Source organism: Natronomonas gomsonensis (genome assembly GCF_024300825.1).
GTDB lineage: Archaea > Halobacteriota > Halobacteria > Halobacteriales > Haloarculaceae > Natronomonas > Natronomonas gomsonensis.
Genome location: NZ_CP101323.1, coordinates 2,124,087 through 2,137,052, shown reverse-complemented (window position 1 = coordinate 2,137,052; position 12,966 = coordinate 2,124,087). Strand labels below are relative to the sequence as shown.

11 protein-coding genes and 1 pseudogene are annotated in these 12,966 nt (G+C 64.3%); 6 read left to right on the top strand and 6 right to left on the bottom strand.

What is annotated here, in order from left to right; genetic code table 11:
* Positions 1-12: 12 nt before the first annotated feature.
* Positions 13-1,506, bottom strand: a complete 1,494-nt coding sequence (locus tag NMP98_RS11465) for an aldehyde dehydrogenase (protein WP_254857740.1) — start codon at positions 1,504-1,506, stop codon at positions 13-15.
* Positions 1,507-1,616: 110 nt separating this feature from the next.
* Between NMP98_RS11465 and NMP98_RS11460 the strand changes: the two genes are divergently transcribed.
* The gene (locus NMP98_RS11460) at positions 1,617-2,255 is read left to right on the top strand and encodes an RraA family protein (RefSeq protein WP_254857738.1); all 639 of its coding nucleotides are present in this window, start codon (positions 1,617-1,619) and stop codon (positions 2,253-2,255) included.
* Here the strand turns inward: NMP98_RS11460 and NMP98_RS11455 are convergent.
* A complete protein-coding gene (locus NMP98_RS11455) occupies positions 2,252-3,439 on the bottom strand; it encodes a CaiB/BaiF CoA transferase family protein (protein WP_254857737.1) in 1,188 nt (395 codons plus the stop codon). The two genes, NMP98_RS11460 and NMP98_RS11455, sit on opposite strands and share 4 nt — an antisense overlap.
* Positions 3,440-3,539: 100 nt before the next feature.
* On the opposite strand from NMP98_RS11455, the gene NMP98_RS11450 reads away from it, so the two are divergent.
* Positions 3,540-5,207, top strand: a complete 1,668-nt coding sequence (locus NMP98_RS11450) for an aldehyde dehydrogenase family protein (RefSeq protein WP_254857735.1) — start codon at positions 3,540-3,542, stop codon at positions 5,205-5,207.
* A 6-nt stretch (positions 5,208-5,213) separates the two neighbouring features.
* Here NMP98_RS11450 and NMP98_RS11445 read toward each other — a convergent pair whose 3' ends face one another.
* Positions 5,214-5,990 carry an enoyl-CoA hydratase/isomerase family protein gene (locus NMP98_RS11445; protein ID WP_254857733.1) on the bottom strand — a complete coding sequence of 259 codons (777 nt, stop codon included), beginning with the start codon at positions 5,988-5,990 and terminating at the stop codon, positions 5,214-5,216.
* A 98-nt stretch (positions 5,991-6,088) separates the two neighbouring features.
* Between NMP98_RS11445 and NMP98_RS11440 the strand changes: the two genes are divergently transcribed.
* Positions 6,089-7,294: an MFS transporter gene (locus tag NMP98_RS11440; protein ID WP_254857731.1), complete on the top strand. Its 1,206-nt coding sequence runs from the start codon at positions 6,089-6,091 to the stop codon at positions 7,292-7,294.
* An 11-nt stretch (positions 7,295-7,305) separates the two neighbouring features.
* Here the strand turns inward: NMP98_RS11440 and NMP98_RS11435 are convergent, their stop codons facing one another.
* Positions 7,306-8,577: an acyl-CoA dehydrogenase family protein gene (locus tag NMP98_RS11435; RefSeq protein WP_254857728.1), complete on the bottom strand. Its 1,272-nt coding sequence runs from the start codon at positions 8,575-8,577 to the stop codon at positions 7,306-7,308.
* A gap of 104 nt (positions 8,578-8,681) precedes the next feature.
* Positions 8,682-9,455, bottom strand: coding sequence for an IclR family transcriptional regulator (locus NMP98_RS11430; protein WP_254857727.1), 774 nt, complete (start codon positions 9,453-9,455; stop codon positions 8,682-8,684).
* 308 nt (positions 9,456-9,763) lie between these two features.
* Between NMP98_RS11430 and kce the strand changes: the two genes are divergently transcribed.
* From kce to NMP98_RS11410, 3 genes and pseudogenes are all read left to right on the top strand, one after another.
* Entirely contained in the window at positions 9,764-10,699 is a 936-nt protein-coding gene (kce, locus tag NMP98_RS11425) for a 3,5-dioxohexanoate:acetyl-CoA acetone transferase (protein ID WP_254857725.1), read from the top strand.
* A 42-nt stretch (positions 10,700-10,741) separates the two neighbouring features.
* Positions 10,742-11,514: pseudogene (locus NMP98_RS11415) on the top strand (SDR family oxidoreductase).
* A 3-nt stretch (positions 11,515-11,517) separates the two neighbouring features.
* On the top strand, positions 11,518-11,952 hold the full coding sequence (locus tag NMP98_RS11410) for a PaaI family thioesterase (protein ID WP_254857721.1): 435 nt from the start codon (positions 11,518-11,520) through the stop codon (positions 11,950-11,952).
* Between the two features lie 6 nt (positions 11,953-11,958).
* On the opposite strand, the gene NMP98_RS11405 is transcribed toward NMP98_RS11410, so the two are convergent.
* Positions 11,959-12,873, bottom strand: a complete 915-nt coding sequence (locus tag NMP98_RS11405) for a ketopantoate reductase family protein (protein ID WP_254857720.1) — start codon at positions 12,871-12,873, stop codon at positions 11,959-11,961.
* Positions 12,874-12,966 lie beyond the last annotated feature (93 nt).

The following is a 12,966-nucleotide window of genomic DNA, read 5'->3' as shown; positions in this document are numbered from 1 at the left end:
CGTTTCGGTCGGTTAGCCGAGTTTGAAGGGGTCGTCGACGGAGCCGGATTCGTCGACCCAGACGGTCTTCGTCCGGCGGTACTCGTCGATGCCCTCTTTGCCGTTCTCCCGGCCGAGGCCGCTGTCCTTGTAACCGCCGAAGGGCGCGTTGTACGACAGCGTCCGGTACTCGTTTATCCAGACGGTGCCAGCCTCGACTCGGTTGGCGAACCGACGCGCCTGCCGCATGTCCTCGGTCCAGACGCCCGCCGCAAGCCCGAAGTCGGTGTCGTTGGCGAGTTCGATGACCTCTTCCTCCTCGGAGAAGGTGATGACGCTGGCGACGGGGCCGAAAATCTCCTCGCGAGCGACGGTCATGTCGTTGTCCACATCGGTCAGAATCGTTGGCTGGAGGAAGCACTCTCCCGGTAGGTCCTCGGGTTGCTCGCCGCCGAAGGCCAGCGTCGCCCCCTCCTCGACGCCGGTCTCGATGTAGGACACGTCGGTCTCCCACTGGTCGCGGAAGGCGACCGGCCCCATCTCGGTGTCGGGGTCCAGCGGGTCGCCCAACTCGATGTCCTCGGTCCGACTCGTAAAGCGGTCGACGAACTCGTCGTGGACGTCCTCGTGGACGAACACGCGCGAGCCGGCGAGGCAGGTCTGTCCCGTTGCCGCGAAGATGCCCTTGATGACGCCGTTGATGGCGTTGTCGAGGTCCGCACTCGGGAAGACGACGTTGGGACTCTTCCCGCCCAACTCCAGGGAGGCGGGAATCAGCGCCTCGCCGGCGGCCTTGCCGATGTGGCGGCCGATGCCGGTCGAGCCGGTGAATGCGAGTTTGTCCACGTCGTCGTGGGTGATGAGCGCCTCGCCGGCCGTCGACCCACCGCCGGTGACGACGTTGTAGACGCCCGCCGGCAGGCCGGCCTCCTCGTGGAGTATCTCGGCGAACCGCAACGCGCTCACTGGCGTGTAGGAACTCGGCTTGTGGACGAAGGTACACCCCGCCGCGAGCGCCGGGGCGAGTTTGAACACGGTCAGCAGAAGCGGGGAGTTCCACGGCGTAATCGCACCGACGACGCCGCGTGGCTCCTCGCGGACGTAGGTGAACATCTCCCCGCCTTTGCTCTCGACGGGAATCGTCCGGCCCTCGTGGGTCCGACACTGGCTGGCGTAGTAGCGGAACCACTCGCCGAGGCCGCCCATCTGGGAACTCATCTCCCGAATCAGTTTACCGTTCTGTCGGGTCTCCAGTTCCGCGAGTTCCTCGGCGTGGTCGTCGATTGTGTCGGCGATGTCGTGGAGTATCGATGCCCGCTCGCTCGGCAACAACCCGCGCCACTCGTCGGATTCGAAGGCCGACCGTGCCGAGTCAACCGCCCGCTCGACGTCGGCTTCGGTGCCGTCCGGAACCGTCGCCCACACCGACCCGTCGTAGGGAAACGACACCTCGATGCGCTCGTCGCTCTCGGAAGGCGTGTACTCGCCATCGATGAACTGGTCGTACTCTGTGGGTTGTGCTGCCATACCGTCCGTTCCGGTCGAGCGATGATAGGTGTTTTCACCGTCCCGTCGCCGGCCAAGACGGCCAAGCGACGAGGGATACCTATAAGCCGCCGCACGCAACAGACGACTACATGGCATCGAGTATCACGGACGTGTACAGCATGTTCGACACCAGCGTCGTCTCCGACGCCTTGGACAAACACGACATCGACGGCGTCATCACTGGCCTGCCGCCGGCGGCGCCCGACCAGACGACGGTCGGACGCGCCCACACGATGCGCTTCGAGTTGGTCGACGACCCCGGCGAGCGGACGAACTTCCCCTACGCGATGTTGAACGAACTCCGCGAGGACCGCGTGCTCGTCATCGACGGCGTCGGCCCCGACATCTCCTGTTGGGGTGGCAACGCCTCGCGACTGGCCGACAACGCCGGCGTCGCCGGCATGGTCATCGACGGTGGCCACCGCGACATCCCCGAGATTCGGGAGGGGTCGTTCCCGGTGTTCGCCCGTCAGGCGACGCCGAAATCCGGCCAGCGCCGCCTCGCCGTCGAAGAAGTCGGCGAACCGCTCGACATCGACGGCGTGACGGTGAACCCCGATGACCTCATCGTTGCCGACGCGACGGGCGTCGTCGTCGTGCCCGCCGAGAAAGCCGCCGAAGTCGCCGAGACGGCCGAGGCGACGCTCCGGGAGGAGTTACTCGTCGAGCGGAAAATCGAACATGGCGCGACGGTTGCCGACCTCCAGGGCGACGACCACGAGTTTTAGAAGACGTCCTTCTCTTTCAGCTCCTCGTACTCCGCCTCGGAGTAGCCGAGGCGTTCACACATCACCTTCCGGGTGTCTCGCCCCTTCGTCGGCGACGGTTCGATGTCGGGCAGTTCCGACCTTGAGAACCGAATCGGGATGCCGGGGACCGATATCTCGCCGTAGTCGGGGTGTTCGATTTCGTTTATCATCTCGCGCTCCTTGAGGTGGGGGTCGTCGGCGACCTCGTCGAGTTCCTTGACCGGGCCACAGGGGACGCCCGCATCGAGCAGGATTTCCTCGATGTCGTCGCGCTCGCGCTCGATGGTCCACTCCTCGACCAGTTCGTCGACCTCGTCGAGGTGGTTCGACCGTTTGACGTTGCTCTCGAATCGGGGGTCGCCCTTCAAATCCTCCCGGCCGATGACCTCCAAAAGCGAGTGCCAGTGCTGGTCGGTGACGCCGAAGATGGCGATGTAGCCGTCGGATGTCTCGTAGACGTTGTAGGGACTCTGTGCGAGGCCGCTGTGTCGGTTGCCGGTCCGGGGTGGCACGTCGTCATCGTTGAAGTGCGCCGCCATCGGCGACATCAGCGTCGGAAACACCGAATCGTGCATGCTCACCTCGACGAACTGGCCCTCGCCGGTCAACTCCCGTTCGTACAGGGCACCGAGGATGCCAGCGAGCAGGTGGATGCCACCCATGAAGTCGCCGACGGCGATGCCGGCTTTCGTCGGCGGTCCGTCCGGAAAGCCCGTCACGTCCATCACGCCGCTGATGGCCTGAATCGTGAGGTCCATCGCGGGGTACTCGTTGTAGGGGCCCTCCTCGCCGAAGCCGCTGCTGTGGGCGTAGATGAGTTCCGGGTTTATTTCTGAGAGTTCCTCGTAGCCGAGGCCGAGGCGCTCCATCGCTCCGACCGAGAAGTTCTCGACGAGGATGTCGGCGTCCTCGATGAGTTCCTCGAAGATTTCCTTTCCCTCCTCGGTTTTGAGGTTGAGTGTCATGCCCTCCTTGTTGGAGTTGAGCATCACGAACTCCGGGGCCTCGCCGTCGTCGACGCGGGCCCGAAGCGGTTCGCCGTGTGGCGGTTCGATTTTCGTGACGTCCGCACCCATATAGGAGAGCAGCAGAGAGCAGTAGGGGCCGTTGTATATCTGCCCGAGGTCGACTACGTCGATGCCGTCCAGTAACTGGTCGCTCATACGTTCGAAGGGGGCAGTGAATCTATTAAGCTTTTGCCGTGGCTTCGCTCGCCGAGGGGTCGGCGGAACAGGTATGTGCCGCCGGGTGTACGGTGTGTGTATGGCTACCGTTTCCTCTCCGGACGGACTGCCGGTCGTCGATCCCACGCGGGAGCGAGTCGACCGGTTCCTCGAGGCCGCCGATGTCGCCGGCGAGGACCGTCTCGGCCCCTTCCCGTTGAGCGAGCGGTCGGCGACGATGGAAACCCTCGCGGCGAACGCGGTGATGGCCGGCTGTGAGGCGTCGTTCTTTCCGGTGGTGTTGGCCGCCCTCGAAGCGACGCTGGACCCCGAGTTCAACCTCTACGGGACGCTCGCGACGACGGAGCCACACTGGCCGATGGTGGTCGTCAACGGACCGATAGTCGAGGAACTCGACATCAACGGCGGTGCCAACGCCTTCGGTCAGGGGTCGAAGCCAAACGCGACCATCGGGCGGGCGCTCACCTTCGTCTACATGAACGTCGCCGGCGCGACACCGGGGCCGACCGATAAGGCGACCCACGGCGGACCGCACAAGTTCGGACTGTGTGTCGCCGAGAACGAAGCCGAGAGTCCGTGGGACCCGCTGCACGTCGAGCGCGGCTTCGAGGAAGACGACAGCACCGTCACGGTGTTGACGACCGAAGCGCCGCACAACGTCAACGACCACGTCGCCGACAGCGCCGCGGGCGTCCTCACGACGGCCGCCGACACCATGTCGGTTCTCGGGGCGAACACGACGTATCTCTCCGAACGGGCCGAACCCTGTCTCGCGCTGTCGCCGGAACACGCGGCGACCATCGCTCGTGACGGCTACTCGAAAGACGATGTCAAGCGGTTCGTCTACGACCACGCGCGGGTTTCACACGAGGAACTCCGCGACCAGGGAATGTACGACACCCGCGACGGAAGCCGCCCGAGCCACGTCCCGGCATCGGAACTCGACGACGACGCCGGCGTCAACGCCATCGCCTTCACCGGGTCGGTTCCGACCGGCAAGGAGGTCGCCGCGACCGCCGCGCGCCAACTGAAACACGTCCACATCGAGGCCGGCGGGAAGAACCCCAACGTCGTCTTCCCCGACGCCGACCTCGAAGACGCCATCGAGGGGACGCTGATTTCGATTTTCACTCGGAACGCGGGACAGGTGTGCTCGGCGGGCGACCGCCTGCTCGTCCACGAGGACATCCACGAGGAGTTCCTCGACCGACTCGTCGAGGCCGTCGAGGACCTGACGATGGGACCGGGCTTGGAGGACCCCGACGTGGGGGCGTTGGTCTCCGAAGCACAGTACGAGAAGGTCCGGGAGTACGTCGAAGTCGGCAAACAGGAGTTGGGAGAGCCGGTCGTCGACGGCGTGCCCGACGACGCCGAGGAATCGACCGGCTACTTCGTCGGCCCGACGATTTTCGACGACGCGACCAACGACCTCCGCATCGCTCGCGAGGAGATCTTCGGGCCGGTGCTCGCGGTGATTCCGTTCGCGACGGAGGAGGAAGCCCTCGAAATCGCCAACGACAGCGACTACGGGCTGTCGGCCGGCATCTTCACGAACGACCTCGAACGCGCCCACCGCTTCGCACGTGATGTCGTCGCCGGACAGGTGTACGTCAACGAGTGGTTCGCCGGCGTCGTCGAGACGCCCTTTGGTGGCCACCGCGACAGCGGCTTCGGCCGCGAAAAGGGGCTGGAGCCCCTCGACCAGTTCACCACGACGAAGAACGTCTGTCTCAGTATCGGCGAGTAACGCGGCTTATCGGTTTTTGTACTCCGGTTCTCTGTCTTCGAGGAAGGCGTTCGCTCCCTCTTTCTGGTCGTCGGTGCCGAACAGGAACGCACCGGCGAGTCGCTCGTACTCCAGACCCGCGTCGATGTCGAGGCTGCGTCGGATGGACTCCTTGGCGAGGCGCTGGGCGACCGGCGCCTTCGAGGCGAGGTCCTCTGCCATCGAACGAACCTCGTCGTCGAACTCCTCGTCGGTGTAGACGTGGTTCGCGAGGCCGATTTCCTTCGCTTCCGCGGCGTCGATGACGCGGCCGGTGAGGATGAGTTCGCTGGCGATGCCCGCTCCGACGACCTGGACGAGTCGCTGGGTGCCGCCGCCGGCGGGGATGACGCCGATGCCGACCTCCGGGAGGCCGAACTTCGCGTCCTCGGTCGCCAGTCGGATATCGCAGGCCAGCGCGATTTCGGTGCCGCCGCCGAGGGCGTAGCCGTCGACCGCCGCGACGGTCGGTTTGTGGAGGTCCGCAACGTAGTTGTACAGGCCCTGGGCGTACTTCTCGGCGTACTCCATGCCGTCCATGTGGTCGAACTCGGCGAAGGAGTCGATGTCGCCGCCGGCGATGAACGAGCCGTCGCCGGCGCCCCGAAGCACGATTGCGCGCACCTCGTCGTCCTCGCCGACTTCCTCGAAGGCCTCGTACAGTGCTTTCCGGGTCGGAATATCCATCGCGTTGCGCTTCTCCGGCCGGTTGACGGTCACGGTCGCGATGCTGTCGTCTCGGTCGATGAGTACTCTGTCTGCCATCGTTCGATAATTGCCGTACGGCCATATAATTCTTCGTTAGCACTCCTCATGCGAAGGGGAATGTATTTGCCCTCACGCTCGCCTTCTCTCAGTACTCGATGAAACCCCGCTGGCAGACGCTGTGGATCATGTTCGCCATCCAAGTCGTCGGCAGCCTCACCTTCCTCACGCTCACCGTCCTCACGCCGTTCGTCAAGGGCGACTTCGGCGTCTCGACGACCGAAATCGGCCTCCTCGTGACGCTGCTGTACGCCGGTTACTTCTCGTCGGTCACCACCGGCGGCATCGTTACCGACTACGCGGGCGAGCGGTTCGCTCTCGGCGTTGGGCTTGCGCTCATCGGCTCGATTTCGTTCCTTTTGAGCGTCCTCCCGACGTTCTGGACGGTCGCGACGGGTGCCTACGTCGTCGGATTGGGGTACGGAACCGTTCCCTCGGGGACCAACAAGGGTATCTTCGATTGGTTCCCGGCCGACCAGCGCACCATCGGCATCAGCATCAAACAGACCGGCGTGATGCTCGGTGGCGCCGCGGGTGCGGCGTTCCTGCCCGCCATCGCGTCGGTGTTCGGGTGGCGAACTGCCGTCCGGGTCGTCGCGGCGACGACGATACTGATGCTCGGAACCATCTATCTCTACTCGCCGAAGACGGAACCGTCCGGGAGACGCGTCCCCTCGGCGACGCGCGTCCTCGACCAGCATCGACGAATACTCCGCCTCGCGGCGACCCGGGACGTCTTCCCGTTTTTGATCAGTGGCGTGCTGTTCGGTGCCACGCAGTTCACGCTGATGGCCTACATCGTGTTGTACCTCACCGAGAGCCTGCTTTTCGCGCCGGCTATCGCGGGACTGGTGTACACGGGGATGCAACTGATGGGGATGGGGTCGCGAATCGGCTTCGGATTCCTGACGGACTCCTATTTCGCGGGGAGCAAACACCTCGTCCTCGCCGGTATCGGCATCGTCGGGTTCGTGTTTTATCTCCCGCTGTTGGTTCTCTCGCCGGAGACGGAGTTTTCCGTGGCGCTCGTCGTGTTGCTCTGTGTCGGCGCCGTCTCGCTGGGGTACAACGGCGTGTATCTCACGATGGCGAGTGAGGTCATGGACGGCGACGAAGCCGGAACGGGAACGGCCATCGGCGTCGCAGCCATCATGATTGGGGCGGTCGTCTCACCGCCCATCGTCGGCGTGGTCATCGACGCGACGGACGGGTACGGCGTCCCGCTGGCGACGCTCGGTTTCGTGACGCTGTTGGCAGGTATCGCGGCGTTCTTCGGCGTCGAGGGCGGCGAGAAAGCGGCCTAAAACAAGGGCGGTCAGTTCAGCGGGAGCGGGTCGGGGTCTTCGTATCCTTTCAGCAGGTTCCGGGCGATGGTCTTCAGTTGGACCTCGGAGGGGCCTTCACCGATGCGGCGCACCCGGGACTCCCGGAGCCACCGTTCCAGCGGGAGGTCGCCGTCGACGCCGGCGCCGCCGTGAATCTGGACCATCCGGTCCAGCACCGTCCACAGCGTCTCCGTCGTCTGGTACTTCGTGATGGAGGCCGCATGCCGGATATCCTCGCCGTCGTCGAAGCGCTGGGCGGCGTGGTACACGGAGTACTTCGCGGCTTGGTAATCGACGGCGGATTTCGCGATTTTCCACTGGATGGCCTGCTTGTCTGCGAGTTTCTCCTCGCCGACGACGCGGTCGTTGGCCCACTCGATGCCCATCCGGATGGACTGGTCGATGGGGCCAAGCGAGTTCGCGGCGTACAGCACGCGCGATTCGCCGAGACACTGCTTTGCGATGCCGAGGCCGCCGCCGACCTCACCGAGGACGTTCTCGTCGGGCACGCGCACGTCGTTGAGTCGCACCTCGAAGGGGTACTCCGGTCGGATGACCGGCATCGACCGCATCGAGACGCCGTCGCTGTCGGAGGGGACGAGGAACGACGTGATACCGTGGTCGTTGATGTCGTCGTCTTTCGGCTCGGTGCGGGCAAAGAGGATGATGAAATCGGAGTCTCCCGCCCACGAGATGTAGTGTTTCGTGCCGTTGATGACCCACTCGCCGCCGTCCTTTTCGGCGCGCGTCTCCATCCCCCGGGGGTCAGAGCCGGCGGCCGGTTCGGTGAGGCCGAAACAACTCTGTTTCTCGCCGTCGATACACGGCTGGAAGAACTCCTCGATTTGGTACTCGTCCGCGTTTTCGAGGTACGCGGACGGTTCGCCGACGGTCAGTCCCGGTCCGAGTTCGATGACGCCGAGACCGGCCTGATACAGCCCCATCCGGTGTTTCGACAGTTCTTCGAGGACGACACACCGCTCGACGAGATTGAGGCCGCCGCCGCCGTACTCCTCGGGCACACCCATCGCCCAGAAGCCGGCCTCCTTGGCCTTCTCTCGAAGGCGCTGTCGGTCATCCTCGGGAATCTTGATGGGGTGGGGCCGAACGTTGTCCGTGAGTTCGGGGTTCTCGGGGTCGAGGTCATGGTATCGCTCGATTTCGTCCGGCAGGTCGTTGAGGATTGGACGGAACTCCTCGTCGACGAACCGCCGGACCTCCTGACGAAGCATCTTCGTTGCGTTAGAGAATTCTAGCTCCATGCGTCTGCTACCGGAAGAGTGTAGGCGGAAATCCAATGTAAGTGTTTGGGTACCAAATCCCAGCAGGAGAGGACCCGACTGAGGTGCTGGCCCCCGATGTTCGGCTACTGGTAGACGATGTCGAGTTCGATTTCGTTGCAGACGCCGAGGATGTTCTCGGGTAACTCCTTGGTGAACTGTTCGCCGTGCATCCGGTGGGCCGGCCCGGAGACGCTTATCGCGCCGACGACGCTACCATCGGGCTCCTGTACGGGAGCGGCCGCGGCGCGGAGTCCCTCGATGTGTTCCTCATAGTTGAACGCGTAGCCGCGCTCTCTGACCTCCGCCAACTCCTCGAAGAGGGTGTCCTCGTCGGTAATGGTGTTCTCTGCCAGTTCCGGGAGCCCCTTCTCCTCGATGATTCGTTTGACCTCCTCGCGGTCGGTGAACGCCAGAATGGACTTCCCGGCGGCCGTGGCGTGGAGCATGTGCCGGCGGCGTCCGAGCCTGCTACCGGTGCTGACGGCGTGTTCGCCCTCGGCGATGCGGGCGTAGACGCAGTCGCCGTGTTCACTGATGACGAACTGAACGCGCTCACCGGTGCTGTTGGCAAGGGCCTCGATGCGGGGTTCGACCATTCCGTACACCTCGTTGCGGTACTTGACGTGCTCGCCGAGGTCGAGAAACCGGAAGCCGAGCTGGTACGTTTCGTCCTCTTTGACGATGTAGCCGGCGTTTTCGAGGGTTTCGAGGTGGCTGTGGACGGTGCTTTTCGGCCAGTCGAGTTCGTTTGCGAGCTGTGTCACCCGGGCGCCCTCGAAGTCCTTCAGCAACTCGAGGATGCGAAGCGTCTTCCGGACCGACCCGACCTCGTTTCCGCGTGTGCGGTGGTTTGCCATGTTCGGCCCTTTCGCCCCGAGGGAAATAAAGTTCACCACTGCTGAACGGCTAACGTGATATTTGCCTGTACTGTCGGCATCCGTTCCGGTCTCGACCCGGCCTTCGAATAACAAAACTATGCTTGTTATGGCCTCTGCAATAACAAACATAATATTGTTATGGATATGCGGCCGAATCGTCGATTCGGCAATGCGCGGGTGAGCGGAATTCATTCAGCGATGCTGAACAGATGTGTGGGCAGTTCACATCTCCCTGCGAAGTCGTCCCGACCGGAACGCTTATTCAGCCCTGTGTGTCACTCTACCTCATGAGGACGTTCGACAAAGCGATAGTGACGTGTGCCGTGACGGGTGCCATCCACGTGCCGACCATGTCGCCGCATCTGCCGATAACGCCCGACGAAATCGTCGAGGAGGCGGTGGGGGCCGCCGAGGCAGGCGCCAGCATCCTCCACCTCCACGTCCGGGACCCAGAGACCGGCGAACCGACCTCGGACCTCGAGTTGTTCCGTGAGGTGGCCGAGCGCGTTAAGGACCGCTGTGACGCCATCGTTCAGCCGACGACCGGCGGCGCACCGACGATGACCGTCGAGGAGCGAACCGCCGTCGTCCCCGAACTGGAACCCGAGATGGCCTCCTGTAACATGGGGTCGATAAACTTCGGGCTCTACCCCATCCTCGACGCCTTCGAGGAGTTCAAATACGAATGGGAGACGGAGTATCTGGAGGGAACTCGGGACCTCATCTTCCCGAACTCCTTCGAGTCCCTCGAAACGATTCTGCCGATGTTCGAATCTCACGGCACGAAGCCGGAACTGGAGTGTTACGACGTGGGACATCTCTACAACGCCAAGCACTTCGTCGACCGCGGCATCCTCGAGACGCCCATCCACATCCAGTTCGTGATGGGGATTCACGGCGGCATCAGCGCCGACCACGACCACCTGCTGCACCTGGTCGACACCGCCGAGAAACTGTTCGGCGACGAGTTCTCGTTTTCGGTCATCGGCGCCGGCCGCATGCAGATGGCCCTCGGCACCACGGCGGTCAGCATGGGTGGACACGCCCGCGTCGGCCTCGAAGACAGCCTCTACATCCGGAAGGGCGAACTCGCCGAGAGCAACGTCCAGCAGGTCGAGAAGATGGTCGATTTGACGACGGAGGTGACCGGCCGCGAAATCGCCTCCCCCGACGAAGTCCGGTCCTTCCTCGATTTGAAGGGCCAGGAGAACGTCGCGTTCTGACCCCTACAGTTAAGCACACACCGAATCTATCCACGCTTCAGCATGTCCGACAACAAGTTCACCGTCGATGGTTCGAGTGCCATCGTCACCGGTGCGTCAAGCGGTATCGGCCGACGAATCGCCGAGGGCTTCGCCGCCCAAGGCGTCGATACGACTATCTGTTCTCGCGAGCAGGACAACGTCGACCCCGTCGCCGAGGAAATCAACGACGGCGACACGCCGGGACGGGTCCTCCCATCGAGTGTGACGTTCGTGACCGCGATTCCGTCGAGGCGATGGTCGAGACCACCGTCGAGGAGTTCGGCGGCCTCGATGTGCTCGTGAACAACGCCGGCGCCGTCTTCAAATGCGACTTCGACGACCTCAGCGAGAACGGCTGGAAGACCATCGTCGACATCAACCTCCACGGCGTGTTCAACTGCACCCACGCCGCCCGCGAGGCGCTCCAAGACGGCGGCGGCTCGGTCGTCAACATCTCCAGCCTTCGGAGCCAGGAGGCCGCCCCCCACGAAACCCACTACGGCGCGGCGAAAGCCGGCGTCAACAACCTCACGAAATCGCTTGCGAGCGAGTGGGCGTCGGAGGGCGTCCGCGTCAACTGCGTCGCGCCGGGCTTTATCGCCACGCCCGGTGCGGTCACCGCCGGTGACACCGACCCCGCCGACATCGACCGTTCGGAGGTGGACCGAAAGACCGGGACGACGGCCGAAATCGCCGACGTCGTCGAGTTCCTCGCCAGTCCCGCCGCCTCCTTCATCGACGGCGAAATCCTGACCGTCCGGGGCGTCCCACCGCACTCCGAGGACCCGAAGTAAGCCATGACGAACGCACCCGAGACGGCCTCCGAACGCGTCGTCGCCGAGACCGGGCTGCTGTCGTGGCTCGGCGTCTTCATCGAGTCCGAGTCGGAGGGTCGGGCCGTACTCGGTCTCCCTCACCGCGCGGAACTCACGAACCCCAACGGCGATACGCTCCACGGCGGCGTCCTCGCGACGCTGCTGGACAACGCCGCGGGCACCGCGCTCCGGACGGTGCTCGAGGACCCCGAGACGGCGCTCTATGCCACGACGGAGATGAACCTCTCGTATCTTCGTCCGGCGACCGGAGACCTGCGCGCGGAGGCCCAGGTTCGCCGCCACGGGCGCTCGCTCGTCGTCATCGAGGTCGACATCGATTCCGAGCGCGCCCCCGGCGAGTGGACCACCGTCGCCGTCGGCCGCGCCTCCTACTACGTCGACGAAAGCGAGAACTGAACCGTCTCAGTCGAGGTAACTCTTCTCTAGGGCTCGAACGAGGTTCGTCGCGAGTTCGTTCACCGGCACGTCGATGCCCTCCTCGTCGGCGATGTCGACGATAGCGCCGTTTACGTCGTCGATTTCGGTCTTCCGTTCGGCCCGGACGTCCTGCAGCATACTGGAGTAGTGGGAGTGGGACTCCTCGCAGGTGGTGACGACCTCTTCCATCGGGTCGTCCATCGGGATGTCGATACCGCGGCTTTCGGCGACGGTTTCGGCCTCGGCGACGATTTGCTCCATCAACCCTCGCGTCTCCGGCGTCGCGACGAGTTCGCCGTTCGAGAGGTGCGTCAGCGCCGCCAGCGGCTTGATGGGGAGGCTCATCAGTTGTTTGGCCCAGATGTACGCTCGCGGGTCCTCGACCACTTCGACGGGGAAGCCGGCCTCTTCGAGGGCGGACTCGATTCGGCGTGCGCCCGCGTCGTTCGTCCCGCCGAACGTCGAGGGGCCGCTCGACGTCACGCGAACGTATCCCGGCTCCTCGGCGACGGCGCCCTGATACGTCACGCCCGCGAAGGCGCGGTCTTCTCCGACGACGTCGAGCAGTCGGTCGTAGTGTCTGAGACCGTTCTGCAACGACAGCAGGTCGGTTTCGGGGCCGATACAGGCGGCGTGTTCGGCCAGCGCCGCCTCGGTCTGGTGGGATTTGACGAAGACGATTGCGAAGTCGACGGGACCGACCTCGCTGGCGTCGGTCGTCGCTTCGACGGCGATGTCGGTCGTCTCGCCGTCCTCGCTCTCGATTGTCAAGCCCTCTTCGTTCAACCGGTCGACGTACGACTGCCGGTAGTGCAGGAGGTGGACGTCGTGGCCGGCCTCGGTGAGTCGGCCGCCGAACAGACAGCCGAGGGCGCCGGCGCCGATGACCGCGATGTTCACGGATATCGCCCCCAGCGGACGGTCGTACGTTGGTTCATACGGGTCCGTCGCGTCCTGTGCATAAATAAGTTGAGCGCCGCGTGCCCGTCGTGA

Bases quoted from the DNA above. Each gene is read 5' to 3' on its own strand.
- NMP98_RS11440 (WP_254857731.1), top strand. From the start codon at position 6,089: ATGAAACCCCGCTGGCAGACGCTGTGGATCATGTTCGCCATCCAAGTC.
- kce (WP_254857725.1), top strand. From the start codon at position 9,764: ATGAGGACGTTCGACAAAGCGATAGTGACGTGTGCCGTGACGGGTGCC.
- NMP98_RS11455 (WP_254857737.1), bottom strand. From the start codon at position 3,439: ATGAGCGACCAGTTACTGGACGGCATCGACGTAGTCGACCTCGGGCAG.
- NMP98_RS11460 (WP_254857738.1), top strand. From the start codon at position 1,617: ATGGCATCGAGTATCACGGACGTGTACAGCATGTTCGACACCAGCGTC.
- NMP98_RS11430 (WP_254857727.1), bottom strand. From the start codon at position 9,455: ATGGCAAACCACCGCACACGCGGAAACGAGGTCGGGTCGGTCCGGAAG.
- NMP98_RS11465 (WP_254857740.1), bottom strand. From the start codon at position 1,506: ATGGCAGCACAACCCACAGAGTACGACCAGTTCATCGATGGCGAGTAC.
- NMP98_RS11445 (WP_254857733.1), bottom strand. From the start codon at position 5,990: ATGGCAGACAGAGTACTCATCGACCGAGACGACAGCATCGCGACCGTG.
- NMP98_RS11410 (WP_254857721.1), top strand. From the start codon at position 11,518: ATGACGAACGCACCCGAGACGGCCTCCGAACGCGTCGTCGCCGAGACC.
- NMP98_RS11435 (WP_254857728.1), bottom strand. From the start codon at position 8,577: ATGGAGCTAGAATTCTCTAACGCAACGAAGATGCTTCGTCAGGAGGTC.
- NMP98_RS11450 (WP_254857735.1), top strand. From the start codon at position 3,540: ATGGCTACCGTTTCCTCTCCGGACGGACTGCCGGTCGTCGATCCCACG.